Source organism: Amycolatopsis sp. PS_44_ISF1 (assembly GCF_032335455.1).
In the GTDB taxonomy this organism is placed as follows: domain Bacteria; phylum Actinomycetota; class Actinomycetes; order Mycobacteriales; family Pseudonocardiaceae; genus Amycolatopsis.
The window spans coordinates 1,523,139-1,546,568 of sequence record NZ_JANUXO010000002.1 but is presented as its reverse complement, the minus strand read 5'-3'; the positions used below and the strand labels follow the sequence as shown (position 1 = coordinate 1,546,568).

At 74.4% G+C, this 23,430-nt stretch carries 21 protein-coding genes; 13 read left to right on the top strand and 8 right to left on the bottom strand.

Translation table 11 applies throughout. From position 1 onward, the window contains the following. Window positions 1-59: 59 nt before the first annotated feature. Together NYF13_RS21260 and NYF13_RS21255 are read left to right on the top strand one after the other, a co-directional pair. On the top strand, window positions 60-1,157 hold the full coding sequence (locus NYF13_RS21260) for an amidohydrolase family protein (protein ID WP_315659087.1): 1,098 nt from the start codon (window positions 60-62) through the stop codon (window positions 1,155-1,157). A gap of 171 nt (window positions 1,158-1,328) precedes the next feature. Beyond that, window positions 1,329-1,889, top strand: a complete 561-nt coding sequence (locus tag NYF13_RS21255) for an isochorismatase family protein (RefSeq protein WP_315659086.1) — start codon at window positions 1,329-1,331, stop codon at window positions 1,887-1,889. 109 nt (window positions 1,890-1,998) lie between these two features. On the opposite strand, the gene NYF13_RS21250 is transcribed toward NYF13_RS21255, so the two are convergent. Beyond that, window positions 1,999-2,637, bottom strand: coding sequence for a DJ-1/PfpI family protein (locus tag NYF13_RS21250; protein ID WP_315659085.1), 639 nt, complete (start codon window positions 2,635-2,637; stop codon window positions 1,999-2,001). A 12-nt stretch (window positions 2,638-2,649) separates the two neighbouring features. Beyond that, window positions 2,650-3,618 carry a GlxA family transcriptional regulator gene (locus tag NYF13_RS21245; RefSeq protein WP_315659084.1) on the bottom strand — a complete coding sequence of 323 codons (969 nt, stop codon included), beginning with the start codon at window positions 3,616-3,618 and terminating at the stop codon, window positions 2,650-2,652. 128 nt (window positions 3,619-3,746) lie between these two features. On the opposite strand from NYF13_RS21245, the gene NYF13_RS21240 reads away from it, so the two are divergent. Together NYF13_RS21240 and NYF13_RS21235 are read left to right on the top strand one after the other, a co-directional pair. Beyond that, a complete protein-coding gene (locus NYF13_RS21240) occupies window positions 3,747-4,712 on the top strand; it encodes a hypothetical protein (protein ID WP_315659083.1) in 966 nt (321 codons plus the stop codon). 96 nt (window positions 4,713-4,808) lie between these two features. Further along, window positions 4,809-5,549 (top strand): SDR family NAD(P)-dependent oxidoreductase, encoded by a 741-nt coding sequence (locus tag NYF13_RS21235; protein ID WP_315659082.1) that lies wholly within the window; start codon window positions 4,809-4,811, stop codon window positions 5,547-5,549. A 215-nt stretch (window positions 5,550-5,764) separates the two neighbouring features. On the opposite strand, the gene NYF13_RS21230 is transcribed toward NYF13_RS21235, so the two are convergent. Beyond that, complete coding sequence (locus tag NYF13_RS21230; RefSeq protein ID WP_315659081.1) at window positions 5,765-6,226, bottom strand: hypothetical protein; 462 nt, start codon at window positions 6,224-6,226, stop codon at window positions 5,765-5,767. A 115-nt stretch (window positions 6,227-6,341) separates the two neighbouring features. Here NYF13_RS21230 and NYF13_RS21225 point away from each other — a divergent pair, with 115 nt between their 5' ends. Further along, window positions 6,342-7,151 (top strand): TetR family transcriptional regulator, encoded by an 810-nt coding sequence (locus NYF13_RS21225; RefSeq protein ID WP_315659080.1) that lies wholly within the window; start codon window positions 6,342-6,344, stop codon window positions 7,149-7,151. A gap of 194 nt (window positions 7,152-7,345) precedes the next feature. Here the strand turns inward: NYF13_RS21225 and NYF13_RS21220 are convergent, their stop codons facing one another. Continuing rightward, window positions 7,346-7,492: a beta-1,3-glucanase family protein gene (locus NYF13_RS21220; RefSeq protein ID WP_315660381.1), complete on the bottom strand. Its 147-nt coding sequence runs from the start codon at window positions 7,490-7,492 to the stop codon at window positions 7,346-7,348. A 238-nt stretch (window positions 7,493-7,730) separates the two neighbouring features. Between NYF13_RS21220 and NYF13_RS21215 the strand changes: the two genes are divergently transcribed. The 6 genes from NYF13_RS21215 (at window position 7,731) to NYF13_RS21190 (ending at window position 15,208) form a co-directional block, all read left to right on the top strand. Continuing rightward, on the top strand, window positions 7,731-8,735 hold the full coding sequence (locus NYF13_RS21215) for a LacI family DNA-binding transcriptional regulator (RefSeq protein ID WP_315659078.1): 1,005 nt from the start codon (window positions 7,731-7,733) through the stop codon (window positions 8,733-8,735). Between the two features lie 90 nt (window positions 8,736-8,825). Beyond that, on the top strand, window positions 8,826-10,448 hold the full coding sequence (locus NYF13_RS21210; RefSeq protein WP_315659077.1) for an FAD-dependent oxidoreductase: 1,623 nt from the start codon (window positions 8,826-8,828) through the stop codon (window positions 10,446-10,448). 26 nt (window positions 10,449-10,474) lie between these two features. Beyond that, window positions 10,475-12,613 carry a hydantoinase/oxoprolinase family protein gene (locus tag NYF13_RS21205; RefSeq protein WP_315659075.1) on the top strand — a complete coding sequence of 713 codons (2,139 nt, stop codon included), beginning with the start codon at window positions 10,475-10,477 and terminating at the stop codon, window positions 12,611-12,613. Further along, window positions 12,610-13,182, top strand: coding sequence for a hypothetical protein (locus tag NYF13_RS21200; protein WP_315659073.1), 573 nt, complete (start codon window positions 12,610-12,612; stop codon window positions 13,180-13,182). Before NYF13_RS21205 ends, NYF13_RS21200 begins: the two co-directional genes overlap by 4 nt. Further along, complete coding sequence (locus NYF13_RS21195) at window positions 13,182-14,456, top strand: transporter (RefSeq protein WP_315659071.1); 1,275 nt, start codon at window positions 13,182-13,184, stop codon at window positions 14,454-14,456. Before NYF13_RS21200 ends, NYF13_RS21195 begins: the two co-directional genes overlap by 1 nt. Continuing rightward, entirely contained in the window at window positions 14,453-15,208 is a 756-nt protein-coding gene (locus NYF13_RS21190) for an alpha/beta fold hydrolase (RefSeq protein ID WP_315659069.1), read from the top strand. The genes NYF13_RS21195 and NYF13_RS21190 overlap by 4 nt, the downstream gene beginning before the upstream one ends. 15 nt (window positions 15,209-15,223) lie before the next feature. On the opposite strand, the gene NYF13_RS21185 is transcribed toward NYF13_RS21190, so the two are convergent. After that, window positions 15,224-15,742 carry a lytic polysaccharide monooxygenase auxiliary activity family 9 protein gene (locus NYF13_RS21185; protein WP_315659067.1) on the bottom strand — a complete coding sequence of 173 codons (519 nt, stop codon included), beginning with the start codon at window positions 15,740-15,742 and terminating at the stop codon, window positions 15,224-15,226. Between the two features lie 213 nt (window positions 15,743-15,955). Next, window positions 15,956-16,393, bottom strand: coding sequence for a MarR family transcriptional regulator (locus tag NYF13_RS21180; RefSeq protein WP_315659066.1), 438 nt, complete (start codon window positions 16,391-16,393; stop codon window positions 15,956-15,958). A 72-nt stretch (window positions 16,394-16,465) separates the two neighbouring features. Here NYF13_RS21180 and NYF13_RS21175 point away from each other — a divergent pair, with 72 nt between their 5' ends. Continuing rightward, window positions 16,466-17,413 (top strand): NAD(P)-dependent oxidoreductase, encoded by a 948-nt coding sequence (locus tag NYF13_RS21175; RefSeq protein ID WP_315659065.1) that lies wholly within the window; start codon window positions 16,466-16,468, stop codon window positions 17,411-17,413. A gap of 4 nt (window positions 17,414-17,417) precedes the next feature. Here the strand turns inward: NYF13_RS21175 and NYF13_RS21170 are convergent, their stop codons facing one another. Together NYF13_RS21170 and NYF13_RS21165 are read right to left on the bottom strand one after the other, a co-directional pair. Further along, window positions 17,418-21,266, bottom strand: coding sequence for an ABC transporter ATP-binding protein (locus tag NYF13_RS21170; RefSeq protein ID WP_315659064.1), 3,849 nt, complete (start codon window positions 21,264-21,266; stop codon window positions 17,418-17,420). Then, window positions 21,263-21,730 carry a MarR family winged helix-turn-helix transcriptional regulator gene (locus NYF13_RS21165; RefSeq protein WP_315659063.1) on the bottom strand — a complete coding sequence of 156 codons (468 nt, stop codon included), beginning with the start codon at window positions 21,728-21,730 and terminating at the stop codon, window positions 21,263-21,265. Before NYF13_RS21165 ends, NYF13_RS21170 begins: the two co-directional genes overlap by 4 nt. Window positions 21,731-21,862: 132 nt before the next feature. Here NYF13_RS21165 and NYF13_RS21160 point away from each other — a divergent pair, with 132 nt between their 5' ends. Then, a complete protein-coding gene (locus NYF13_RS21160) occupies window positions 21,863-23,395 on the top strand; it encodes a long-chain fatty acid--CoA ligase (RefSeq protein ID WP_315659061.1) in 1,533 nt (510 codons plus the stop codon). The last annotated feature ends 35 nt before the right edge of the window (window positions 23,396-23,430 follow it).

The window sequence follows — 23,430 nt, the reverse complement described above, 5'->3', positions numbered from 1 at the left end:
TGATCGCCGAGGTCGTCCCGGCGGGTACAGCGAGGACGGGGTCAGCGAGCACGGGACCAGTGGGCACGGCCACCCGGACGCCGGGCCCCCGGATCGACGGCGGGGGCCGGCTGGCGCTGCCGGGGCTGATCAACGCGCACGCCCACGTGGACAAGAGCTGGTGGGGCCGGGACTGGGTGTCCTACGGCGGCGAGCCGACCACCGAGGGCCGGATCGCGCACGAGCGCGCGGAGCGGGACGGCCTCGGGATCCCCGGCGTCGACGGGGCGACGGCGGTGCTGCGCGAGTTCCTGCGCCACGGCACCACGGCGACGCGGTCCCACGTGGACGTGGACCTCGGTGTCGGGCTGCGCGGCATCGAGGTGGTGACCGAGGCGGCCGCGGCCCTCGGCGGCGCGGTCGAGGTGGAGATCGTCGCCTTCCCGCAGGACGGGGTGCAGCGCCGGCCCGGGGTGCTCGAACTGCTCGACCGGGCGGCCGCCGCCGGGGTGGCCGCCATCGGCGGGCTCGACCCGGCCTCGATCGACCGCGACCCGGTGGCCCAGCTGGACGGGCTGTTCGGGATCGCCGAACGGCGCGGCGTCGGCCTCGACATCCACCTGCACGACGGCGGCGAGCTGGGCGCGTTCCAGTACGAGCTGATCATCGACCGGACCGTGCGGACCGGGCTGCAGGGCCGGGTCACGGTCTCGCACGGGTTCGCGCTGGGCGAGCTGCCCGAGCCGCGCCGGTCCGGGCTGCTCGACCGGCTGGCCGAGGCCGGCGTCGCCTGGGCGACGGTCGCGCCCGTCCGCTCCGCCCCGCTGCCCTGGCGCGGGATGGCCGAGCGCGGCATCCCGATCGGCCTCGGCACCGACGGCATCCGCGACCTGTGGTCCCCGTTCGGCGACGGCGACCTGCTCCGCATCGCCCTCGGGTTCGCCCGGCTGCACGGGCTGCGCACCGACGAGGAGCTCACCCACGCGGTCGAGCTGGCCACCAGCCGCGCCGCCGGGTTCGTCCACCGCGAGCGCCACGACCTCGAGCCCGGAGCCCGCGCCGACGTGGTCCTGCTCGACGCGCAGAACGGGCCGGACGCGCTGGTCCGCGTCCCGCGCCGGGCCCTGGTGCTGGCCGGCGGCGAGGTCGTCGCCCGCGACGGGGAGCTCACCGTCTGAGGGTCCGGCGGCTCGATGGGGGGCGGTCCACCGCCGCGGCCCGGGTGTCCGGAGTGGACAGTGCCGGCGGGCGGAGGCCGTGGCGCCTGGCCGGGCGGGGGAGGCGGCATCCACCCCCGCCGCCGGCCCGGGCCAAGTAGCCTGGGCGCCGGAACCACGGGGAGGAAGATCATGACCACACTCGAAAACCGGCCCGGCACCGCGCTGCTGGTCGTCGACGTGCAGACCGGGGTGGTGGCCGGGGCCCACGGGCGTGACCGGGTGGTCGCGAACATCGCCGGTCTGGTCGCGCGGGCGCGGGCGGAGGGGGTGCCGGTGGTCTGGGTGCAGCACTCCGACCAGGAGCTCGTCCCCGGTGGCGAGGACTGGCGGATCGTGCCCGAGCTGGAGCCGCGGGAGGCCGAGGCGGTCGTCGGGAAGCGGTACGGCGACGCCTTCGAGGACACCGCGCTCGAGTCCGTGCTGGCCGGCCTGCACGCCGGCCGGCTGATCGTCACCGGGGCGGAGACCGACGCGTGCGTCCGCTCCACCCTGCACGGCGCCTTCACCCGCGGTTACGACGCGACCCTGGTCACCGACGCCCACACGACCGGCGACCGCACGGCCTGGGGCGCCCCGCCGCCGGAGCAGGTCATCGCGCACACCAACCTGTACTGGTCCCACCAGCGGGCCCCGGGCCGCACGGCGGCGGCCGTCTCCGCCGCGCAGGTGCGGTTCGGGACCGGAGACTGACGCCGGCCGGTGTGGCCTGCCGCACCCGGCCGCTTCACTGTCCAGTGTGGATGTCCGGTGTGGACGCTGCCGAGACGGGCTGCCCCGGTCCGAGCAGCGGGCGAAGGGCTCAGGCGCGGAGCGCGCGGTACTCGTCCACCCTGGCCATGACCTGGGCGTCCACCTTGCTCGGGTGGCCCGCGTCGAACGGGGGCTCGGGGTCGTACTCGATCAGGGTCTGGGCGGCCTTCGCGGCGGTCGTGTCCACCAGCAGCTCGGCCAGGCGCAGGGCCATGTCGATGCCGGCGGAGACCCCGGCGGCGACGACCAGGCGCCGGCCGGGGTGCTCGACCACCCGCCGGGTCACGGGTTTCGCGCCCAGTTCGGCCAGGGTGTCCACGGCGCTCCAGTGGGTGGTGGCCTCCAGGCCGTCCAGCAGGCCCGCGGCGGCGAGGATCAGCGAGCCGGTGCAGACCGAGGTGGTGAAGCGGGTGCCGGCGTAGGTCTCGCGGGTCCAGTCCAGCAGCGCGCCGCCGTCCAGTTGCGCGCGGGTGCCGACGCCGCCCGGTACGACGACCACGTCGGGGGCGGGCACTTCGGCGTAGGTGGCGTCGACGGTGAGCCCGAGGAAGCCGTTCTCGGTGCGGACCTCGCCGCGCCGTTCGCCGACGAAGACCACTTCCAGCGCAGGGAGCCGCTGGAGCACCTCGTACGGGCCGACCGCGTCGAGCGCGGTCATCCGGGGGAACGCGGCGATCGCGACCAGCATGGTTGGGTCCTTTCAGGACGGATCGGCGGCGAAGTGCCGCCGGTAGTGGGCGGGAGGCACGCCGAGGCGCCGCAGGAACGCCCGGCGCATGGTCTCGGCGGTGCCGAAGCCGGTGCGGCCGGCGATCACGGTGACCGGCGCGGGCCCGGCCTCCAGCAGGCGGCGCGCGGCGTCGACGCGCACCTGCTCCACGTAGTCGCCCGGCGGGCAGCCCAGCGCCCGGGCGAACTCGCGGCTGAAGTGCCGCTCGCTCATGCCCGCGTGCGCGGCCAGCGCGGGCACCCGCAGGTCGGCCTCGGGGCTGCCGTGGATCAGGTCCTGGGCCGCGCGGATCGCGGGCTTGCGCGCGGGCTCCGTCCACACCGGACCGGCGTACTGGCTCTGCCCGCCCGGGCGGCGCAGGGACACCACCAGGGCCCGGGCCACGTGCTGCGCCAGGTCCACGCCGTGGTCGGCCTCGACCAGGGCCAGCGCGAGGTCGATGCCGGCGGTGACGCCCGCGGAGGTCCAGATCCGCCCGTCGCGCACGAAGAGCGGGTCGGCCCGCACCTCGACCTCGGGGTAGCCGGCCGCGAGCTGCCCGGCGTAGAGCCAGTGGGTGGCGGCGGACCGGCCGGCCAGCACCCCGGCCGCGGCCAGCGGGAACGCGCCGGTGCACACCGATACGACCCGCCGGGCCCGCCCGGCCGCCCCGCGCAGCCAGCCGACCAGCTCGTCGGCCGCGGTCATCGCCCGGGCGCCGGCGCCGCCGGGCACGAGCAGGGTGCCGATCTCGCCGTCCGGGGGCAGCGGGCCGTCCGGGACCAGCTTCATCCCGCTGTCGGTGGTCACCGGCTCCGGCGTGGCCGCGACCAGGCGCACGGTGTAACCCCGGGGGGCGCCGAGCCGGCTGGTGGCGTGGGCCAGCACCTCGTGCGGGCCGGTGACGTCGAGCACCTGCACTCCGTCGAAGACCGGGACCAGGACCAGGTGTTCTCGCACCCCACCAGCGTCGCACCGGAGCCGTCCGGCAGCAATGACGGGTATCCCACCGATTCGGCCATCGGCGTGTCCCCTGCGGGCGGCCCGGAGCGGGGCCGTACCGTCGGGGCCTCGGAGAGGAGGTGCCGGTGGTTCGGATCCCGGACCAGGCGTGGCCGTCGACGGTGGTGCCGGGCGACGGGCACGAGCGCGCCCAGGCCACCGGCGTGCTGTTCCGCCGCATGGGCTGGGTGACCGAGCGGCTCACCCGCGACGAGCGCGAGGCCGTCGAGCGCCAGCTGGAGTTCTGGTACGGCAACGGCTACTGCCCGGACGCGTTGCTGCTCGCGCTGAGCGCCCTCCCGGACGGCACGCGGCAGCGGCCCCGCGGGGCGCGGGAGCGGCCCGGGGACTTCCTGCGCTCGCGGCTGAACGGCTGGTTCAGCGACGAGGCCCAGGCCTCGATGACCGACGTGCGGGAGCCGCCGCGGCCGGGGCAGACGTTCGAGGCCTGGTTCGCCGCGAGCCGCCGCCGGGCGCGGGACGAGGGCGGCGACCGGCCCCGCCCGCAGCTGTCCGAGACCGGGGTGAAGGCCCGCGAGGAGGTCCGCGAGTTCGCCGCCTCGCGCCGGCGCGACCCGCTCGCCCGGCTGCGCGAGAGCGAGCGCCGCCGGGCGGAAGCGTTGGAGAGCCTGAAGGTCCGGGGCGGGGAGCCCGCGCGTGACGCCGTGGTCCCGGTCGCGCCGCGCGAGGCGCGGGCCACGCCGAGGATGGTCGCGGGGTTCGCCGGGCGCCAGTCCTTCGCCGCCCGCTCGCCCCAGGTCGTGCGGATCGTGGACCGGCTGCGCGCGGAGAAGCGCGGCCCGTCGAAAGCCGAGCTGGCCGTGCTCCGCAACGCGGTCCGCGACGCCCACCACACCGCCGGCCTCGGCACCCTGCAGGCGGCCAGCGCCGAGGTGAGCGACGAGGGCGGCGCGCTGACCCCCGAGGGCGCCCGGATCCGCGCCTTCCTGGACCGCGCCGACGGCTCTTCGCTGCCGCTGGACGCGATGGTCGCGATCCTCACCCTCGCCGTCGACTCGCCGCCCGAGGAGCCCTTCCCACCCCGTGACTGAGAACGGGGCCGAGCGGAGCCACGGATCGCCAGACCATGGTTGCGCCGCCCGGAACCCGTCAGGCTCGGGGGAGACCGGACGGGAAGGACCATGGAGATGAAGCAGAGCGGGAACACCGTTTTCCTGACCGGCGCGACCTCGGGCATCGGCCTGGGGCTGGCGCTGCGGCTGCACGAGGCCGGCAACCGGGTGATCGTCAGCGGCCGCCGCCGGGACCACCTCGACCGCATCGCCGCCGAGCACCCGGGCATCTCGGCCGTGCCGCTCGACGTGGCGGACCCGGCGCAGGTCGCCCGGGTGGCCGGGGAGGTGACCGGCGCCCACCCGGGCCTGAACGTGGTGGCCACCGTGGCCGGGATCATGCACCCGGAGGACCTGCTCGACCCGGCGCACCTGCCCACGGCCGAGGCCACCGTGACCACCAACCTGCTCGGCCCGATCCGGGTGCTGAGCGCGTTCCTGCCGTTCCTGGTGGAGCAGCCGGACGCCACGGTGCTGACGGTGAGCTCGGGCCTGGCCTTCGTGCCCCTGCCGCTGACGCCGACCTACGCCGCCACGAAGGCCGCGGTCCACTCGTACACGGAATCACTGCGCGTGCAGCTGGCCGAAACCCCGGTGCGGGTGCTGGAGCTGGTCCCGCCCGCGGTGCGGACCGCACTGATGGACCAGGAGCAGGACGAGCGCGCGATGCCCCTGGAACCGTTCCTCGACGAGGTGATGGCCCTGCTCCGGACCCGGGACCAGGGGGAGATCCTGGTCGAAACGGTGAAACCGCTGCGGTTCGCGGAGCGGGACGGGTCCTACGCCGGGGTGCTGGGGATGTTGAGCGGACTCTGAGCGGTGGGGCGGGCGGATGGGCCGGGAGCGGGGTGGTTCCGCGGGCCGGGCTGTCGGGCCGGTGGGTTTTCGGCGCATCGGGCTTCGTGGTGCGGGGTTGACCTCGGCCCCGGGTCGCCGAACCAACCCGGGGTGAGCTGAGTTGGGTCGGGGTGGAGTCGGGCCGGAGTGGGCAGACGGCGCTGGGCGGGGCGGGTCCGAAGCCGTGGGCCGGCTCAGCGGCGCGGGCGCAGGGCGGCCAGCACGGCGCCCAAGCTCGGCAGCCAGCGTTGGCGCGGGTCGGGAGCGGTGAGCCACTCCACCGGCAGCCCCGGGGAGGCCGCGCCGATCGGGAGGGGGAGCAGGGCGCCGCAGTCCAGGAGGTCCACGTCCTTCGGCAGGGTGCCGCGCGGGGGGACCAGTCCGTCGGTTTCGGCCAGCACGGCGGCTCGCGCGCCGTGCTGGGTGGGCAGGGTCAGGGCCGGGCCCGGGCCGCCGGTCGCGGCCAGGCGTTGCAGGACCGGGGTGGCCGTGAGCTTCGGCAGGGTGACCGCGCAGAGGCCGTTCTCCAGCACCAGGAACAGCCCCGGCCCCTGCCACCGGACCGACCAGCCGAACAGGCGCCCGTAGTAGGCGTCCCAGCGCTCGGACCCGGCGGCGCCGGGACCGGCCGGCTGGAGCTGCTGGTCGAGGGTCATCGTCGACGCCTTCCGTTCGGTGGGGCGGGCGGGGGCGCACGAAGGGCCCGGAACCCGTCGGCAGCATAACGGCACTCAGTGCCACGAGCAAGGCGGGCTGCTACCGTGACCGACCATGACGGAAACGCCGCGCCGCGCCCCGGCCACGCGGGCCGGGGCCACCGCCGCGGGACGCCGGGAGCTGCGCCGGGCGCTGGCCTCGGCCGCGATCGACCTGTTCGTGGCCCAGGGCTACGAGGCGACCACGGTGGACGAGATCGCGGCGGCGGCGGGGGTCGGGCGGCGCACGTTCTTCCGCTACTTCGACGCCAAGGACGACGTGATCTTCGCAAACCACGACGAGATCGTGGCGGAGATGGAGCGGGTGTTCGAGACCGCCGGCCCGGACGGCGATCCCGTCGGCACCGCCTGCGCGGCGGTCGGGCTGGTGCTCGACTACTACGCCGCCGACCTCGACGTCTCGGTCAAGCGGTTCGCGCTCACCCGCACCGTGCCCTCCTTGCGGGACAAGGAGGTCGCGACCGTCGACCGGTACCAGCGCGTGCTCGCGGGCTACCTCCGCCGCCGGTTCGCCGAGCAGGGCGACGACGCGCCGGGCCTGCGCGCGGCCGTCGCCGCCGCGGCGATCGCGGCGGCCAACAACCACGTGCTCCGCAGTTGGCTGCGCAGTGGCGGCGAGGACGACATCGCGGCCAGCGCCGCGCACGCGTTCGCCCTCGTCGCCGACGCCTTCCGCGACCGCCCCGGATCCAGCCACCCTGCGACCGGCCACCCTGAGCCCGGCCACCCCGAGCCCGGCCACTCTGCGCCCGGCGACCGCCCCGCGAACGAAGCCACCGTGGTCGCGGTGATGAGCACCGCGGCCCCGTTGCACGAGGTGGTCGCCCGGGTCGGCGCGGCCCTGCGCGCCGCCGGTCCCGCTTAACTGCACTCAGTGCCACGGCGAGGCTCGGGTCAGATGCCCGCCCGCCGGTGCAACGAGCGCTCCACCGGCTCCGACAGTGATGGCCGAAGCGGGCAGTTCCCCGAGCTGACCAGTGCGGTGGAGCACGGAGGGGTGGTGGCGTCCCCAAGGATCGTGAGTGTCCACAAGAGACACCGGTGACCCGGGGAATCGTTTCAGCGCAGAGTGTTCACCGTGACCGTCAACGGGTCCGGGTCGACGGCCTGAACTGCCCCGCTGAAGTCGGGGCCGGGGGAGACGTCGTCGTAGGGGAAGGCGTAGCCCGGTCGTCCGGCAGCCGGGCGTGCACGATGCGGGCGCAGTGGCTGGTCTCGGCCGCTTGGTAGAACTTCGCCGGGTCACGGCGGCGCCGGACCGGTCGTCGAAGGCCAGTTCGAAGGAGTTCCGGGCAGGTCACTGCGAACGCTTTGTCAACCTGCTAATGCGTATTAGTCCCGCGTCTCACCGGAATCGGACAGGATTGGCCGCCGAGGTTGACCAGGGCTCGCGGGGGGCAGAGCCTTCCCTGATCCGCATTGGCGACGAGGAGGTGCGGCGAAGGTGGCAGCGCGAGGCCGGACTCCGCGGCAGGCGGACATCGCCCGGATCGCCGGGGTTTCCCAGGCGACGGTGTCGGTGGTGCTGGCCGGCAACCGCGGGGTGCGGATGGCCGAGGCCACCCGGCACCGGGTGCTGGAGGTCGCCGAACGGCTCGGCTACGTGCCGCACCCGGTCGCCACGCGGCTGGCCTCGGCGCGGTCGAACCTGCTGGGGCTCTACACCTTCCGCACCACGTTCCCGACCGACGCGGCCGACTCCTACCACCCGATCCTGGCCGGGGTCGAGGAGGAGGCGGCGGCGCTCGGGCAGGACCTGATCCTGTTCACCGGCACCGCCGGGCCCGGCGCGCTGCGCGAGGCGGCCATCCGCCGCACCCGGATGGCCGACGGCTGCCTGTTCTTCGGCCGGCACGTGCCGGAGGAGCCGGTGGCGCGGCTGGTCGACTCGGGCTTCCCGTTCGTCTACATCGGACGGAGACCGGAGCTGGGCGGGCGGCTCCCGTACGTCGGGGCCGACTACGTCACCGCGTCGGCCGAGGTGCTGCGGCGGCTGACCGCGCTGGGGCACCGCCGGATCCGGTACGTCCGGGAGCTGGACGAGGCCCCCTCTTCCAGCGACCGGCAGCGCGGGGTGCTCGAAGCGGCGCCGCACACCGACATCGTGCGGGTCGCCGGGAGCGTGATGCACCCGGACACGGTGCGGGGCTGGGTCCGCGACGGGGTCACCGCCGTGGTGGTCGAGGGCACCGACACCGGCGCCGCGCACACCGCGGTGCGCACCGCCGTGGCCGCCGCCGGACTGTCCACTCCGGACGATCTTTCGCTGGCCGTGCTCGGCGGCCCGCCCGGGGTGAGCGGGTTCGAAGCGCCGATGCGGGAGATGGGCCGGCGCGCGGTGCGCCTGCTCGTCGGCCTGGTCACCGAGCAGGAGACGGCGCCGCAGCAACTGCTGTGGTGCCCCCCGGTGGCCGGCACCTCGGTCGGCCCGCCACGGTCCCGGTGCTGATCCGCCGGGACCGGCCGCCGACCGACAGCGACCGACACCGAACGACACCGAACGACGCCGACCGACAGCGAACGACAGCGAAGGACGGACATGGCAGAACTCGGCACCGAGATCCTCGTGACGGGCGGCGGGACCGGCGGCGTGGCCGCCGCGCTGGCCGCGGCCGGGGCAGGGCACCGGGTCGTGCTGACCGAGGAGACCGACTGGGTCGGCGGGCAGTTCACCGCCCAGGCGGTGCCCCCGGACGAGAACCCCTGGATCGAGCGCTTCGGCGGCACGGCCTCGTACCGGCAGTTCCGCGAAGGCATCCGCGACTACTACCGGCGGCACTACCCGCTGCGCGCCGAAGCCGCGGCGCTGGCCGACCTCAACCCGGGCGCGGGACGCGTCAGCAAGCTCTGCCACGAGCCGCGGGTCGCGCTCGCGGTGCTGGAAGCCCTGCTGGCCCCGCACCGCGCCGCCGGGCGGCTCACCGTGCTCACCGGGCACCGGCCGGTCTCGGCCGAGGTGACCGGCGACCGGGTCGAGGCCGTCACCTTCGAGGGACCGGACGGCGAGCCCACCACGGTGCGCGCCGGGTACGTGCTCGACGCGACCGAGCACGGCGACCTGCTGCCGATGGCGGGGGTCGAGTTCTCGGTCGGCGCCGAATCGCGCGACGAACACGGCGAACCGCACGCCCCGGAGCGGGCCGATCCGGGGAACCTGCAGGGCTTCACCTACTGCTTCGCGGTTTCGCACCACGCCGGGCAGAACCACGTGATCGACCGGCCGTCGATGTACGGCTTCTGGCGCGACTACCGGCCGGAGTTCTGGCCCGGACCGCTGCTGGGCTTCCTGGCGCCCGATCCGCGCTCGCTGGAACCGGTGCCGCGGACCTTCGACCCGAACCCGGACGCCGACCCGCTGGCCGTCAGCGCGGACCAGAGCGCCGACGCCGGGGACAAGGAGCTGTGGGGCTTCCGCCGCATCCTGGCCCGGGGCCTGCACCGGCCCGGCGCGTTCGACTCCGACCTGACCCTGGTCAACTGGCCGCTCAACGACTACTGGCTGCGGCCCGGTCTGGAGATCGACGGGGTCAGCACGGCCGAGGACGTCGAACGCGCCCACTTCGAGGCCAAGCAGCTTTCGCTTTCGGTGCTGTACTGGCTCCAGACCGAAGCCCCGCGGCTCGACGGCGGCACCGGCTTCCCCGGCCTCGAACTGCGGCCCGACGTCGTCGGCACGCGGGACGGGCTCGCGAAGTCCGCCTACGTCCGGGAGGGCCGGCGCATCCGCGCGGTCACCACCGTGGTCGAGCAGGACGTGTCGCTCGAACTGCTCGGCCCGTCCGGGCGGAAGTCGCACCCGGATCCGGTCGGTGTCGGCAGCTACCGGCTCGACCTGCACCCCTCGACCGCGGGCGACAACTACGTCGACGTGCCGAGCGTGCCGTTCGAAATCCCGCTCGGCGCGCTGCTGCCGCGGCGGGTGCGGAACCTGCTGCCCGCGGGCAAGAACATCGGCACCACCCACATCACCAACGGCTGCCACCGGCTGCACCCGGTGGAGTGGAACGTCGGCGAGGTCGCCGGCCACCTCGCGGGCTTCGCCCGGCGCAGCGGGGCCGAGCCCCACCAGGTCCGCGAGGACCCGAAGCGGTTCGACGAGTTCGCCCGCCTGCTCGACCGCGCCGGCGTCGAGCGGCGCTGGCCCGAAGTCCGCGGCTACTGAGCCCTGTTCCCCTGGAGGCCCCGACCATGACCGTCCATCCCGGTTCCGTGCGGATCGGCATCGACGTGGGTGGCACGTTCACCGACGCGGTGGCCGTGGACGCGCACTCGTTCGCCCTGCTCGGCCAGGTGAAGGTGGCGACCAGCCACGACCACGCCGACGGGGTCGCCCACGGCATCCTGGAGGCGCTGGAGAAACTGCGGGCCGAGGCCGGGATCGGCGCCGATGACGTGTCGTTCCTCGCGCACGGCACCACGCAGGCCACCAACGCGCTGCTGGAAGGCGACGTCGCCGTGGTGGGCGTCGCCGGGATCGGCGCGGGCTTCGACGGGTTCGCCACCCGCCGGCTCGAGGCGCTGGGCCGGATGGAGCTGGCCCCCGGCCGCCCGCTGCCGCTGCGGTACGCCGCGGTGCGCGAGCCGGCCGAGGCCGGCGCGGCCGTCACCGCCCTGCGGGAGCGGGGGGCCGAGGTGGTGGTGGCCGTGGAGCCGTTCAGCGTCGACGACCCCGAAGGCGAGCTCGCGGTGGTCGCCGAGGCCCGTGCGCGCGGACTGCTCGCGACCGCGACGCACGAGATCACCAGCCTGTACGGGCTCACCAAGCGGACCCGCACGGCGGTGCTGAACGCGGGCATCATGCCGCGCATGGTGTCCACGGCCGACCTGGTCGAGGCCAGTGTGCAGCGGGCGGGCATCACCGCCCCGCTGATGGTGGTGCGCGGGGACGGCGGCGTGATGTCGCTGCCGGAGATGCGCCGCCGGCCGCTGCTGACGGCGCTGTCCGGGCCGGCCGCGGGCGTGGCCGGCGCGTTGCTGGGCGAAAAGCTCAGCGAGGGGGTGTTCCTGGAGACCGGCGGGACCTCGACCGACATCAGCGTGGTCCGCCGCGGCCGGGTGCCGGTGCGGCACGCGCGGCTCGGTGGCCGGGAGACCTACCTGCCCGCGCTGGACGTCCGCACGGTCGGCGTCGGCGGCGGCTCGCTCGTGCGGTTCTCCGGCCGCGCGGTCACCGAGGTCGGGCCGCGCAGCGCGCACATCGCGGGACTGCCGTACGCCTGCTTCGCGCCCGCCTCGGTGCTCGCCGGCGCGAAGCTGGTGACGGTCTCGCCGCGTCCGGGCGACCCGGGCGACTACGTGGCCCTCGAAGCGGCGGACGGCCGTCGGTACGCGCTCACGCTCACCTGCGCGGCCAACGCGCTCGGGGTCGTCCCGGCCGGCTCCTACGCCCGCGCCGAGCCGGAAGCCTCGCGTCTCGCGGTGGCCCCGCTGGCGGAGGCTCTTGGCCGGTCGGTGGAGGAGGCCGCGCGCACGGTGGTGCGCCAGGCCGTGAAGCCGGTGCGAGCGGTGGTCGAAGCGCTGGTGCGCGAGTACCGCCTCGACCACCCCGCGCTGGTCGGCGGGGGTGGCGGCGCGGCGGCGGTGACGCCGTTCCTCGGCGAGGAGACCGGGCACGAGTGGCGGATCGCGGCGCACAGCGAGGTGATCAGCCCGCTCGGCGCGGCGCTGGCGCTGGTGCGCGAATCGGTCGAGCGGATCGTACCGAGCCCGTCCGAAGCCGACATCCTGGCCGCCCGCGCGCAGGCCGAGGCGGCGGTGGTCGCGCAGGGCGCGGACCCGGCCGGGGTCGAGGTGGACGTGACCGTGGACCCGACCCGCAACCTGATCCGCGCCGTCGCCACCGGGGCCACCGAACTGCGCACCCGGGACCGGGCGTCCACTGTGGACGAGACGGCGATGCGGCAGGAGGTGGCGCGCAGCCTCGGCGTGCCGGTCGCCGAGGTCGGCGAGCTGGCCGCGACGGCGCAGCACCGCGTGTTCGGCGCCCGCGCCCGGCGCCCGGGCCGGCTCGGCCGGTTCGCCGCCCCGGTCCAGCACGTGCGGGTGGTCGACGCCGAAGGGGTGGTGCGGCTGCACAGCGTCGGCGCGCTGGTCGAGAAGACCGACGTCGGCGCCGCTCCCGGCCGGCTCGCGGAACTGGTCGGCCGGGTCACGCGCTACGGCGACGGCGGCTCGCGCGCGCCCGCCGTGTGGCTGCTGGTCGGGCCCAGGATCGCCGATCTGTCCGGGGTGCTCGACCGCGATCAGCTGGTGGCCCTGATCGGCGCCGAGCTGAAGACCCGGGCGGCCGGCGAGCCGGTCGTCGCGATCCTGGAGGAACGGCGATGACAGCCACCGGCACCAGCACCAGCACCAGCACCGGCACCGACACCGACACCAGCACCGACACCGACCTGGCCGTCGCCCTGCTGCGGGCGACGCCGACCCACGAGAACCGGCCCGAGGCGCAGTTGCGCGGCTGGGCCGAGATCGCGCTGGCCTACGGCGACGAGCTGGCGGCCGGGCCCGACGAGCACTCCGGCGTGCGGGTGGTCGAGCGGGAAGGCGGGCTTCGCGACGGTGAGCTGCTGCTCGCCGAATACCGCCGCTCGACCGTGACGCTGTACCGGGATGCCCTGGCCCGCGCGGTGGAGCTCGCCGTCCGGCGCGGCTGGGACGTGACCCCCGGCGGCCTGCGCCGGGCCGCGGTGGCGCACGAACTGGTGCACCACCGGCTCGACCTGCGGGAGCTGAACCGGCGGCTGGGGCACACCGCCGCGCGGTTCGGCCCGTTCCGCGTCCGCGGGCACGTGGCCGGCGCGGACGAGATCGTCGCGCACCGCTTCGCCCACCTGCGCAGCGGCCTGGGTGTCAGCCCGCTGCGGCTCACCGCCGCGCTCGCCGAAGGGAACCGCTGATGGGTATCGCGATCCTGGCCCTGATGGCCGTCGGGGTGGTGCTGATGCTCACCCGGGTGCTGCCCACCGCGTTCGCGCTGGTGCTGCTGGCGCTCGGCATCGCCCTGCTCGCCGGGGCGCCGCTGTCCGGCGGCAAGAACGACATCCTCACCGGGGTGCTGCAGACCGGCTCGGCCGCGCTGGCCTCGACGATGATCGCCGTGCTGCTGGGCTCCTGGCTCGGCACGCTGATGGACGACACCGGCATCGCGGCCACGCTGGTGCGCAAGATCGTCGAGTTCGGCGGCGAGCGGCCTTCGGTGGTGGCGCTGGGGGTGTTCGCCGTTTCGATCCTGTGCGGCAGCATCACCGGCTCCGCCCCGGCCGCGATGCTGGCCGGGGTGGTCGGCATCCCGGCGATGATCGCCGTCGGCGTCACCCCCGTGGCCGCGGGCGGCACGGTGCTGATGGGCATCTCCGCCGGCTCGCCGCTGGAGCTGCCGGTGTGGCAGTTCCTCTCCGACGCGCTCGGCGCGCCGGTCGGCGACGTCAGGGCGATCATGATCAAGCTGTTCCCGATCGCGCTGGTCGTCGGCATCGCCTACGTGCTCATCGAGACCCGCCGCCGCGGCGCCCGGCACGCCTGGGCCGTGCGCCTGCAGCGGCCGAAGGCGCGGGTCCGCCGGGGCGACGCGCCGTGGTACGCGCTGCTCACCCCGCTGGTGCCGATCGTGCTGGCGCTGGGCTTCGCCGTGCCGATCGTGCCCTCGCTGCTCGTCGGGATCGTGTACGCACTGGTGACGACCACGAAGTGGGGCGAGCTGAACGGGCGCGCGCTGCGCTCGCTGTACCGAGCCTTCCCCGTGGCCGCTCCGCCGATCGTGCTGTTCCTGGCGATCGGGATGCTCCTGGCGGCGGTGAAGCTGCCCGGGGCCAAGAGCGCGCTGACGCCGATCGTGTCCGCGATCAGCCCGGCCTCGGCCGGGTGGTTCGTGGTGGTGTTCGCGGTGCTGGTGCCGCTGTGCCTGTTCCGCGGGCCGCTCAACGTGTTCGGCCTCGGGGCCGGGGTCGCGGGGGTGCTGGTGACCGGCGGGATCTACCCGCTGCCCGCGGTGGTCGGGCTGATGGCCTCCTACAACCAGGTCTTCGGCGTGTCCGACCCGACCAGCACGCAGACGGTGTGGGCCGCGCAGTACGCCGGCGTGCGCCCGGAGCGGGCGATGACCTCGACCCTGCCCTACACCTGGGTCGTGGCGCTGGGCGGGATGGTGCTCACGGCGGTGCTGTACCTGTGATCACCACCGAAGACGGGGTGCGGCTCGACTCCGTTTGGCACCGGGGCGGGCCGTCCGCGGTGGTGCTGGCGCACGGCATCACCGGCGACCGGCACGAGCAGGGCCTGTTCGGGGCCCTGGCGGAAAGCCTGGTCTCGTCGGGGTTTTCGGTGCTGCGGTTCTCGTTCCGCGGGCACGGCGAGAGCGAGGGGCAGCCCCGGGACCTGACCGTGGCGGGCCAGGTGCGGGACCTGCGCGCCGCGGTGCGGGCCGCCGGGGCGGCCGGGCCGGTTTCGGTGGTCGCTTCGAGCTTCGGCGCGGTCAGCACCACGCTGGCCCTGGCCGACCCGCCGTCCGCGACGCCGCCGGTGCGCTCGGTGGTGCTGTGGCAGCCGGTGCTGGACCTGCGGCGGACCTTCCTGGAACCGGAGCTGCCGCGCGGGATCGAGCTGTACTCGGACCGTTCTTCGTTGGCGGAGAAGGGTTTCCTCGACATCGAGGGCCGGTTCGAGCTGGGCGCGCCGCTGTTCGAGGAGTTCACCCGGCTGGACCCGCGGGCGGCGTTCCTGGCCGCGAAGGGGCCCGCGTTCGTGATCCACGGGGACGCCGACGAGCACGTTTCGCACGAGCTCGCCCGGGCCACCGCGGCCGCCCGGCCCGGGACCGACTGGTGGTCGGTCCCGGGGGACGGGCACGGGTTTCGCCGTCGCGGCCCGGAGGTGGTGGCGGCGACGGCCCGCTGGCTGGCCGCGAAAGCGGGTCAGCCGGGGTAGCCGGTTCGGCCGGGGTCAGCCGACCTGGAGGTCGATGCAGGAGTAGAACGCGTTCGCCGTGTCCGCGATGTTCCACACGGCCAGCACGGTCTGGCGCCCGGGGTGGCCGCTGAGGTCCACCTGGTGCGAGACGGTTTGCGGCGGCTGCTGGTTGTGCCCGTCGAAGCTGGCGACCAGGTCGTCGCCGATGTAGTACTGGTAGCTGGCGGTGCTGTGCCGGGCGGTGAACGTCCAGGCGAACGTGGCCGTCGAGCCCACCGGGGTGGCGTGCCAGCCCTTGCTGTCGTCGTTGAGGTCGGCGAACTGGGCCAGCCCGCCGTTGCAGCTGTGCAGGCCCTTCGGGCCTTCGACGCTCTGGGGCTCGTAGGTGATCTCGCCGCACGAGACCGTGTGCTGGGCGCACTGCGCCTGCCGGCTCGCGGGGGAGTTGACGTAACCGTGTGCGCTCGCGATGCCGGCCGGAGCGGCCAGGACGAGCACGGGCGCGAGTACCGCGCCCGCCAGTGCGGCGACGAGTTTCCGGTTCGCTTTCATACCAGCTCCTTCGGTGAAGGTGCTCGGGGGAAGGTGACCTTGTGGTCTAGACCATAAGGCGCGCCGCGCGAAAGGTCAACCGGTGGCGAAGTACCCCCTCCGGTGGTGAGAAGTCAACCGGGGTGGACCGGGCGGGCATAGTCGTGTCCACAAAGGACGGCGAGTTCTCCTGGCGGGGCCGCCCATCCGTTGCGCCGGGCGCAACGGGCCGGGTCAGCTCTCCAGCAGGGTGCGCAGGGTGCGGCGGAACCGGGCCGGACCACCGGGGCTGAGCGCGGCGAGGAACGCGTCCTCGGTCTTCCGGTAGGCGGCCTCGGCGGCGGCGTAGGTCTTCGCTCCCGTTTCGGTCAGTTCGACGACGTTCCGGCGCCGGTCGGCCGGGTCCGGCTGCCGCCGGACGACGCCCTTGCGCTCCAGCGCGTCCAGCAGCGCGACCATCGTCGTGCGGTCGATGCCGAGCGTCTGCGCCACCTGCAACTGCGACGAAGGCTCGCGGTGGGCCAGCACCCGCAGGGCGCCGAAGTCCTTGCTGTCGATCCCGAACGGGGCGAGCGCGGTGTCGGTCAGCGCCGTGAACTTCAGGTGGGCGTGCTTGAGGAGGTAGCCCAGCACGTCGTGCGGTTCGGCTCCGGGGCTCGCGGTGGTGGACACGGGTCCAGCTTAGCCGTAAACTGATCGTCAGTAATGCTGACGATCAGCGATAACACTCAAGAAGGGCATCGGATGATCCTCGTCACCGGAGGGCTCGGCTTCATCGGCTCCCACACTGTCCGCGCACTCGCCGAAGCCGGGCAGGAGTGCGTGCTGCTGCAACGCCGGAGCCCGCAGGTCCCACCGCACCTGGCCGACCTGCCGGTGCACGCCGTGCAGGGCGATGTCGCCGATCTCGGTGCCCTGCACGCCGCCGGGCGGCAGTACCCGATCACCGGGATCGTGCACCTGGCCGTCGCCCTGCCGTGGCGGACCGCGGAGCCGGACCCGATCACCGACACCGGCCGGTCGCTCGAAGCGTTCCTCAACATCGTCCGCGCGGCGCGGGACCTGGGGGTGCGCCGCGTGGTCACCGCGAGCACCATCGGCGTCTACGGCGGCGCCGCGGCCGAAGGGGCGCTCACCGAGGACCAGCCGCTCTCGCTGGAGCACACCCACGTCATCCCGACGTTCAAGAAGATCACCGAGCTGCTGGCCGGACACCTGTCGAACGTGACCGAGGTCGAGCTCGTGAACGCCCGGATCTCCGGCACCTGGGGTCCCGGGGGACACCTGCCCGACCCGTTCTTCGCCGCCCCGTCGCTGGCGCACGCCGCCGCCCGGCGCACCGAGCCCGACCTGTCCGGGCTCATGGCGCCACCGCACGCCGAAGACTCGCTCGACCTGCTCTACGTCACCGACACCGGCCGGGCGCTCGCGCTGCTCCAGCTCGCGGACGAGCTGCACCACCCGACGTACAACATCGCCTCCGGTAGGCCGACCAGCAACGCCGACGTCATCGAGGCGATCGAATCGGTCGAGCCCGGCTTCCGCTTCGAGCTGCCCTCGGCCGGACCTCGCCCGGTGAGCTGGCTCGACATCACCCGGCTGCGCGAGGACACCGGGTTCCGGCCGCGCTACGACACCGCCGCCGCGGCCGCGGAGTACATCGCCTGGCTCCGCGCCGGGAACGAGCGCTAGAACCTCAGGCCCGGCGCCCGGACAGCACGGCGAACGCCTGCCACATCCCGGCGTAGCGGCCTTCACGGGCCAGCAGCTCGTCGTGGGTGCCCACCTCGGCGACGCGGCCGCGGTCGAGCACCACGATCCGGTCGGCGGTGCGGGCGGTCTGCAGGCGGTGGGCGATGACGATCGTGGTGCGGCCGTGGGCCAGGCTCCGCATGGCGTCGGCCACCCGGGCCTCCGCAGCCAGGTCGAGGTTCGACGTGGCCTCGTCCAGCAGCAGGATCGCCGGGTCGACGAGCTGGGCCCGGGCCAGCGCGAGCAGCTGCCGCTGCCCGGCTGAGAGCGAGCGGCCGCGTTCGGCGATCTCGTGCCGGTAGCCCCCGGGCAGCGAGGCGACGAAGTCGTGCGCGCCGACCGACCGGGCGGCCGCCTCCACCTGCGCGTCGGTGGCTTCGGCCCGGCCGTAGGCGATGTTGTCGCGGACGGTACCGGTGAACAGGAACGCCTCCTGCGGCACGTAACCGAGCCGGCCGCGGTAGCCGGCCAGCTCGAGGGAGCGCAGATCGTGGCCGTCCACCCGCACGGAGCCGGAATCCGGGTCGTAGAACCGCGCGAGCAGCTTGATCACGGTGGACTTGCCCGCCCCGGTCTCACCCACCAGCGCCACCGTCTCGCCCGCGGCGACGGACAGGTCGATCTCGCGCAGCGCCTCGGGCGGCTTGGCCCCGGGCGCGAGCGAACCCGCCACCAGCCGCGGGTCGGCCGGGCCGCGGCGCTGCGCGGCCGGGTGCGCGGGCGCTGCGGGGTAGGAGAACCGGACGCCGCTGAAGGTGATCTCGCCGCGCAGCCGGCCCGGGTCGACCGGATCGGCGGCGGGCGGGGTGAGCGTCTCCAGCCGCATCAGCTCGGCGATCCGGCTGACCGAGATGCGCGTCTGCAGCCACGAGTCGAACACCTGCGAGAGCTGCTGGATCGGGGAGAAGAACAGGTCGATGTAGAGGATGAACGCGATCAGCGCGCCCGCGCTCAGGTGCCCGGAGCGGATCATCCCCGCGCCCACGCCGAGCACGATCGCGTCGGCGCCCGCGGAGAGGAACTGCACGAACGGGAAGTAGCTGGCCGCGAGGCGCTGGGCGGCGAACCTCGAATCCAGGTAGTCGCGGCCGAGCCGGCGGAACCGGCGCACCGTCTCGTCCTCGTGGGCGAAGGCCTGCGACTCGCGCACGCCGGAAAGGCTCTCCTGGAAGTCGGCGTTGACGATCGCGATCCGGTCGCGGGCCGCGTCGTACAGCTTGCCCGCGCGGCGGCGGAAGCCGGCCGTCGCCAGGGCCAGCGGCACCACCACGGCCAGCGTGCACAGGCCCAGCTCCGGGTTCACCACCACCAGCGTCACCCCGACCCCGGCGAAGGTGACCAGCGCGACCAGCGCCGAGAGCAGCCCGTTCTGGATCAGCGACTCGAACTGGTCGACGTCGGTGGTCATCCGGGTCATGATCCGGCCGGCCATCTCACGCTCGTAGTAGTCCAGCGAAAGGCGCTGCAGCTGGGCCCAGATCCGGATCCGCAGCGACAGCATCACCCGCTGCGCGGTCCGCCCGGTCACGAACGTCTCGGCCACCTCGTCCAGCAGCGAGGCCAGGGTGATCACCAGGAACAGCCCGGACGCGGTGAACAGCACCACCTGCGAGCCCCGCAGCACGCCGTGGTCGATGCCGGTCTTGACGAACACCGGGCCGATCACCGACGCGGCCGCGTCCAGGACCACCAGCAGCAGGCCCAGCAGCAGCGGCCGGCGGAACTCGCGCAGGACGGTGCCGAGGGAGAACCCGCGCTGCTGCCGGGCTTCGGCGGCCAGGTCGACCTCGGCGAAGTCGCGGACCGGTTTCAGCTCACCGACGCGGTCGAGCAGCTCCGGTGTCGGCGCCAGGGCGCTGCGCCAGCTACCGCCCGCCGAACCGCCGAGCCCGCTGCCGAGGCTCGGCGCGCGGGTGCCGGTGGTGGCGGGGCGCCGGTCTTTGCCTTGCGGCGCCGGAGTCTTCCACGCGGATTCGGTGATCGCACCGGGGGTTTCCACACCGAGGGCCTCGATGCGGTCGCCGGTCTGCTCCGCGGCGGCCTCGTCGAGCCCGCTGAGCAGGCCGCGGTAGCGGGCGCTGCGCGCCAGCAGCTCCTCGTGCGTGCCCTGGTCGGCGACCACGCCGCCGTCCAGCACCACCACGCGGTCGGCCAGGTGCAGCGTCGAGCGGCGGTGCGCGACGAGCAGGGTGGTGCGCCCGGCCAGCACGGTGCGCAGGGCGGCGTTGATCGACTCCTCGGTGTTCGCGTCGACCGCGCTGGTGGCGTCGTCGAGCACCAGGATCCGCGGATCGGTGAGGATGGCGCGGGCCAGCGCGATCCGTTGCCGCTGCCCGCCCGACAGCGACAGGCCGCGTTCGCCGACCACGGTGTGGTAACCCTGGGGCAGGGCGGTGATGAAGCCGTGGGCCTGGGCCACCTCCGCGGCGGCGGCCACCTCCTCGTCGGTGGCGCCGGGACGGCCGTAGGCGATGTTGGCGCGGATGCTTTCGGAGAACAGGAAACTCTCTTCGAACACCACGCCGACCTGCGAGCGCAGCGATTCCAGCCGCAGCGTGCGCACGTCGTGGCCGTCCACCAGCACCGCGCCGGAGTCCGGGTCGCGGAAGCGGGAGACGAGCATGGTGGCGGTGGTCTTGCCGCTGCCGCTCGGGCCGAGCAGCGCCACGCGCTCACCGGCGCCGATGTGGAGGTCGAAGCCGCGCAGCACCGGCGCGCCGCCGGAGTATCCGAAGTGGACGTCGTCGAAGCGGAGCTCACCGCGGGCCGGCGGCAGCTCCACCGCGTCCGGCGGGTCGGCGATGGCGGGCGGCAGGTCGAGGAGCTGGAAGATCCGCTCGACGCCGGCGCGGGCCTGCTGCCCGATCGAGAGCACCGCGGCGAGCTGCCGCGCGGGCGCCATCATCTGCCCCACGTAGGTGGAGAAGGCCAGGAACGTGCCGAGGCTCAGCTCGTGGCGCAGCGCCAGCCCGCCGCCGAGCACCAGGATCGCCACCTGCCCGAGCGTCGGGATCGCCTGCAGCAGCGGCTGGAACCGGGCCTGGAGCCGGACCGCGCGCAGTTGCGTGCCGTAGAGCTCGGCCGCGGTGCCGGCGACCCGCTTCAGCTCGCGGTCCTCCTGGCCGAACGCCTTGACCACGCGCACGCCGTTCACGTCCTCGTCGACGATCTGCAGCAGATCACCCTCACGCTGCTCCGCGGCCCAGGTCGCCGGGAAGATCCGCCGCCGCATCCGGTAGGACACCACCAGCAGCAGCGGCACCACGACCAGGCTGACCAGCGCCAGCAGCGGCGAGAGGACCAGCATCACCCCGAGGGAGAGCAGGAGCAGCAGGAGGTTCCCGCTCAGGATCGGCAGCAGCCCGAGCAGGCCCTGCACCAGGGTGGAGTCCGAGGTGGCACGGGCGATGAGCTGCCCGGTCGGCATCCGGTCCAGGGTGGTGAAGTCCATCCGCTGCAGGTGCGCGTGCATTTCGTTGCGCAGGTCGTACTGCACGGCCAGGGCCACCCGCCCGCCGCGGTAGCGCCGCTGGTAGGCGAATCCGAAGGCGGCCGCGGCGACCACGAGCAGCGAGACCAGCCACGGCCACAGCTCGGCCCGGCCGCCCAGGATCACCTCGTCGACGATCTGGCGCTCCAGCAGCGGCACCACGGTCTGGCAGGCGCTGCCGAGCACGGCGGCGCCGAGCGCGATCACCAGCTCACGGCGGTGGCGCAGCACGTAACCGCCGAGGCGGCGCAGCCAGCGCGACTTCTCCGCGGAGTCCTCGGCCGGTGGGGGCTCGGCGCTCACCGGGGCGGGGTCATCGTCTGGGACCGGGATTTTTCGCTCCCGGCCTTTTCGGCCATGGCCTCGTCGATCGCCGGGCCGAGCCAGGCCAGGGTCTCCAGCAGCCGTTCGCCGTCCGGGGTGCGCGCGGCCAGCCCGGTGAGGCGCCGGGCCATCTCGGCCTCGGTCCGGGCCAGCAGGGCCTCGCCCGCGCCGGTCAGCGAGAGCGCGGTGGCCCGCTGGTCGCCGTCGACCTCGCCGCGCACGAGCAGACCGCGTTTGCTCAGCGCGTCCACGGCCGAGCTGATCGCCGGGCGCCCGAGCGCGAGCCGTTGCGCCACACGGGAAGCGCGCTCGTCCCCGGAGGCGATGGCCGACAGCACGCGGTAGTGGGCCAGGTTCAGTTCCGCGGAGGAGCGCTCCAGCACCCGCGAGGCGCGGGCGAGGGCGCGGACGGCCCGCGCGGCCGGGTCCGGAGTACTCGACATGCCTCCGACCGTACTCCAGGATGGTTCGATCGTCGAACAAGTTCGCCGGGCGGCGGTCGGACCGAACCGGATTCGGTAGCCTGGCCCCGGCCCGGGTGCCGGGTGCCACGGGGTTTGCGGAAGGCGGGGACGATGAGCTTCAACCTGGCCACCATGCTGAGGGAGACCGCCTCGGCCGCACCGGACCAGGACTTCCTGCGGTTCCCGGACGGGGCGCTGACCTACGCCGAGGTGGACGAAGCGTCCGGCCGGGTCGCGTCGGCGCTGCGGGCGCGTGGCCTGCGCCCGGGTGAGAAGGTGGCGCTGCACCTGCCGAACGGGCCGGAGTTCGTCTCCGCCTACTTCGGCATCCTCAAGGCCGGGCTGGTCCTGGTCCCGCTGAACCCGCTGCTCAAGGCCGGGGAGATCGCCTACCACCTGGCCGACTCCGACGCCCGGCTGCTGATCACCAGCGCGTCCGGGGCCGAAGCCGCGACGGCCGCGCTCGCCGAGGTGCCGGGGGTGGCCGTGGTGCTGGTGGGCACAGACGGCACAGACGGCACAGACGGCCGGCCCGAGGGCGCCGGCGCGTTCACCGAACTGCTCACGGCCGAGCCGGACGACGAGATCCACCCGGGCGCGGCCGAGGACACCGCGGTGCTGCTCTACACCAGCGGCACCACCGGTCGCCCGAAAGGCGCCGAGCTGTCGCACTTCTCGTTGTACATGACCTGCACCATCGGCGGCCGGACGTTCGGCATCGAGTCCGGTGACGTGGTGCTCGCCGTGCTGCCGTTCTTCCACGTCTACGGCCTGTCCAGCATCCTCAACGGCGCGGTGCGCCACGGCCGGACCGTCTCGGTGGTGCCGCGGTTCGAGCCGGCGGCGGTGCTGGCCGCGATCGAGCGCGACCGGGTGACCATCATGGCCGGCGTGCCCACGATGTACCACGCGCTGGCCGCGGCCGACAGCTCCGGCTACGACACCTCCAGCCTGCGGATCGGCAGCTCCGGCGGGGCGGCGATCCCGGAGCGGGTGCTGCGCTCGTTCGAGGCGAAGTACGGCATCCCGGTGCTGGAGGGCTACGGGCTTTCGGAGTCCTCCTCGACCGCGACCGTCAACCCGGGGGCGGACCAGCGCAAGCTGCGCTCCATCGGCAAGCCGATCTGGGGCGTCGAACTGCGGATCGTCGACGACCAGGACCGGCCGCTGCCGGCGGGGGAGGAGCACGTCGGCGAGATCGTGCTGCGCGGCCACAACCTCACCAAGGGCTACTACAAGCGGCCCGAGGAGACGGCGAAGGCGTTCCGCGGCGGCTGGTTCCACACCGGCGACCTCGGCTACGTCGACTCCGACGGTTTCGCCTTCGTCGTCGACCGCAAGAAGGACCTGGTCATCCGCGGCGGTTACAACGTCTACCCGCGCGAGGTCGAGGAGCTGCTCTACACCCACCCGGCCGTCGCGGAGGCCGCGGTGCTCGGCGAGCCGGACGACCGGCTGGGCGAGGAGGTCGTCGCGGTGGTCTCGCTGAAGCCGGGCGCAGTGGCGGAACCGGAGGAGATCGTGGCCTGGGCTAAGGAGCGCATCGCGGCGTACAAGTACCCGCGCCGCGTGCGGATCATCGACGTGCTGCCGAAGGGGCCGACCGGGAAGATCGCGAAGCTGCTGCTGCGCCGGGACTCGTGAGGCGCCGAGCCCGGCTCGGATGCCGTTACGGTGGG

Bases quoted from the DNA above. Each gene is read 5' to 3' on its own strand.
- NYF13_RS21255 (WP_315659086.1), top strand. From the start codon at position 1,329: ATGACCACACTCGAAAACCGGCCCGGCACCGCGCTGCTGGTCGTCGAC.
- NYF13_RS21250 (WP_315659085.1), bottom strand. From the start codon at position 2,637: ATGCTGGTCGCGATCGCCGCGTTCCCCCGGATGACCGCGCTCGACGCG.
- NYF13_RS21235 (WP_315659082.1), top strand. From the start codon at position 4,809: ATGAAGCAGAGCGGGAACACCGTTTTCCTGACCGGCGCGACCTCGGGC.
- NYF13_RS21230 (WP_315659081.1), bottom strand. From the start codon at position 6,226: ATGACCCTCGACCAGCAGCTCCAGCCGGCCGGTCCCGGCGCCGCCGGG.
- NYF13_RS21225 (WP_315659080.1), top strand. From the start codon at position 6,342: ATGACGGAAACGCCGCGCCGCGCCCCGGCCACGCGGGCCGGGGCCACC.
- NYF13_RS21210 (WP_315659077.1), top strand. From the start codon at position 8,826: ATGGCAGAACTCGGCACCGAGATCCTCGTGACGGGCGGCGGGACCGGC.
- NYF13_RS21205 (WP_315659075.1), top strand. From the start codon at position 10,475: ATGACCGTCCATCCCGGTTCCGTGCGGATCGGCATCGACGTGGGTGGC.
- NYF13_RS21200 (WP_315659073.1), top strand. From the start codon at position 12,610: ATGACAGCCACCGGCACCAGCACCAGCACCAGCACCGGCACCGACACC.
- NYF13_RS21195 (WP_315659071.1), top strand. From the start codon at position 13,182: ATGGGTATCGCGATCCTGGCCCTGATGGCCGTCGGGGTGGTGCTGATG.
- NYF13_RS21185 (WP_315659067.1), bottom strand. From the start codon at position 15,742: ATGAAAGCGAACCGGAAACTCGTCGCCGCACTGGCGGGCGCGGTACTC.
- NYF13_RS21175 (WP_315659065.1), top strand. From the start codon at position 16,466: ATGATCCTCGTCACCGGAGGGCTCGGCTTCATCGGCTCCCACACTGTC.
- NYF13_RS21165 (WP_315659063.1), bottom strand. From the start codon at position 21,730: ATGTCGAGTACTCCGGACCCGGCCGCGCGGGCCGTCCGCGCCCTCGCC.
- NYF13_RS21160 (WP_315659061.1), top strand. From the start codon at position 21,863: ATGAGCTTCAACCTGGCCACCATGCTGAGGGAGACCGCCTCGGCCGCA.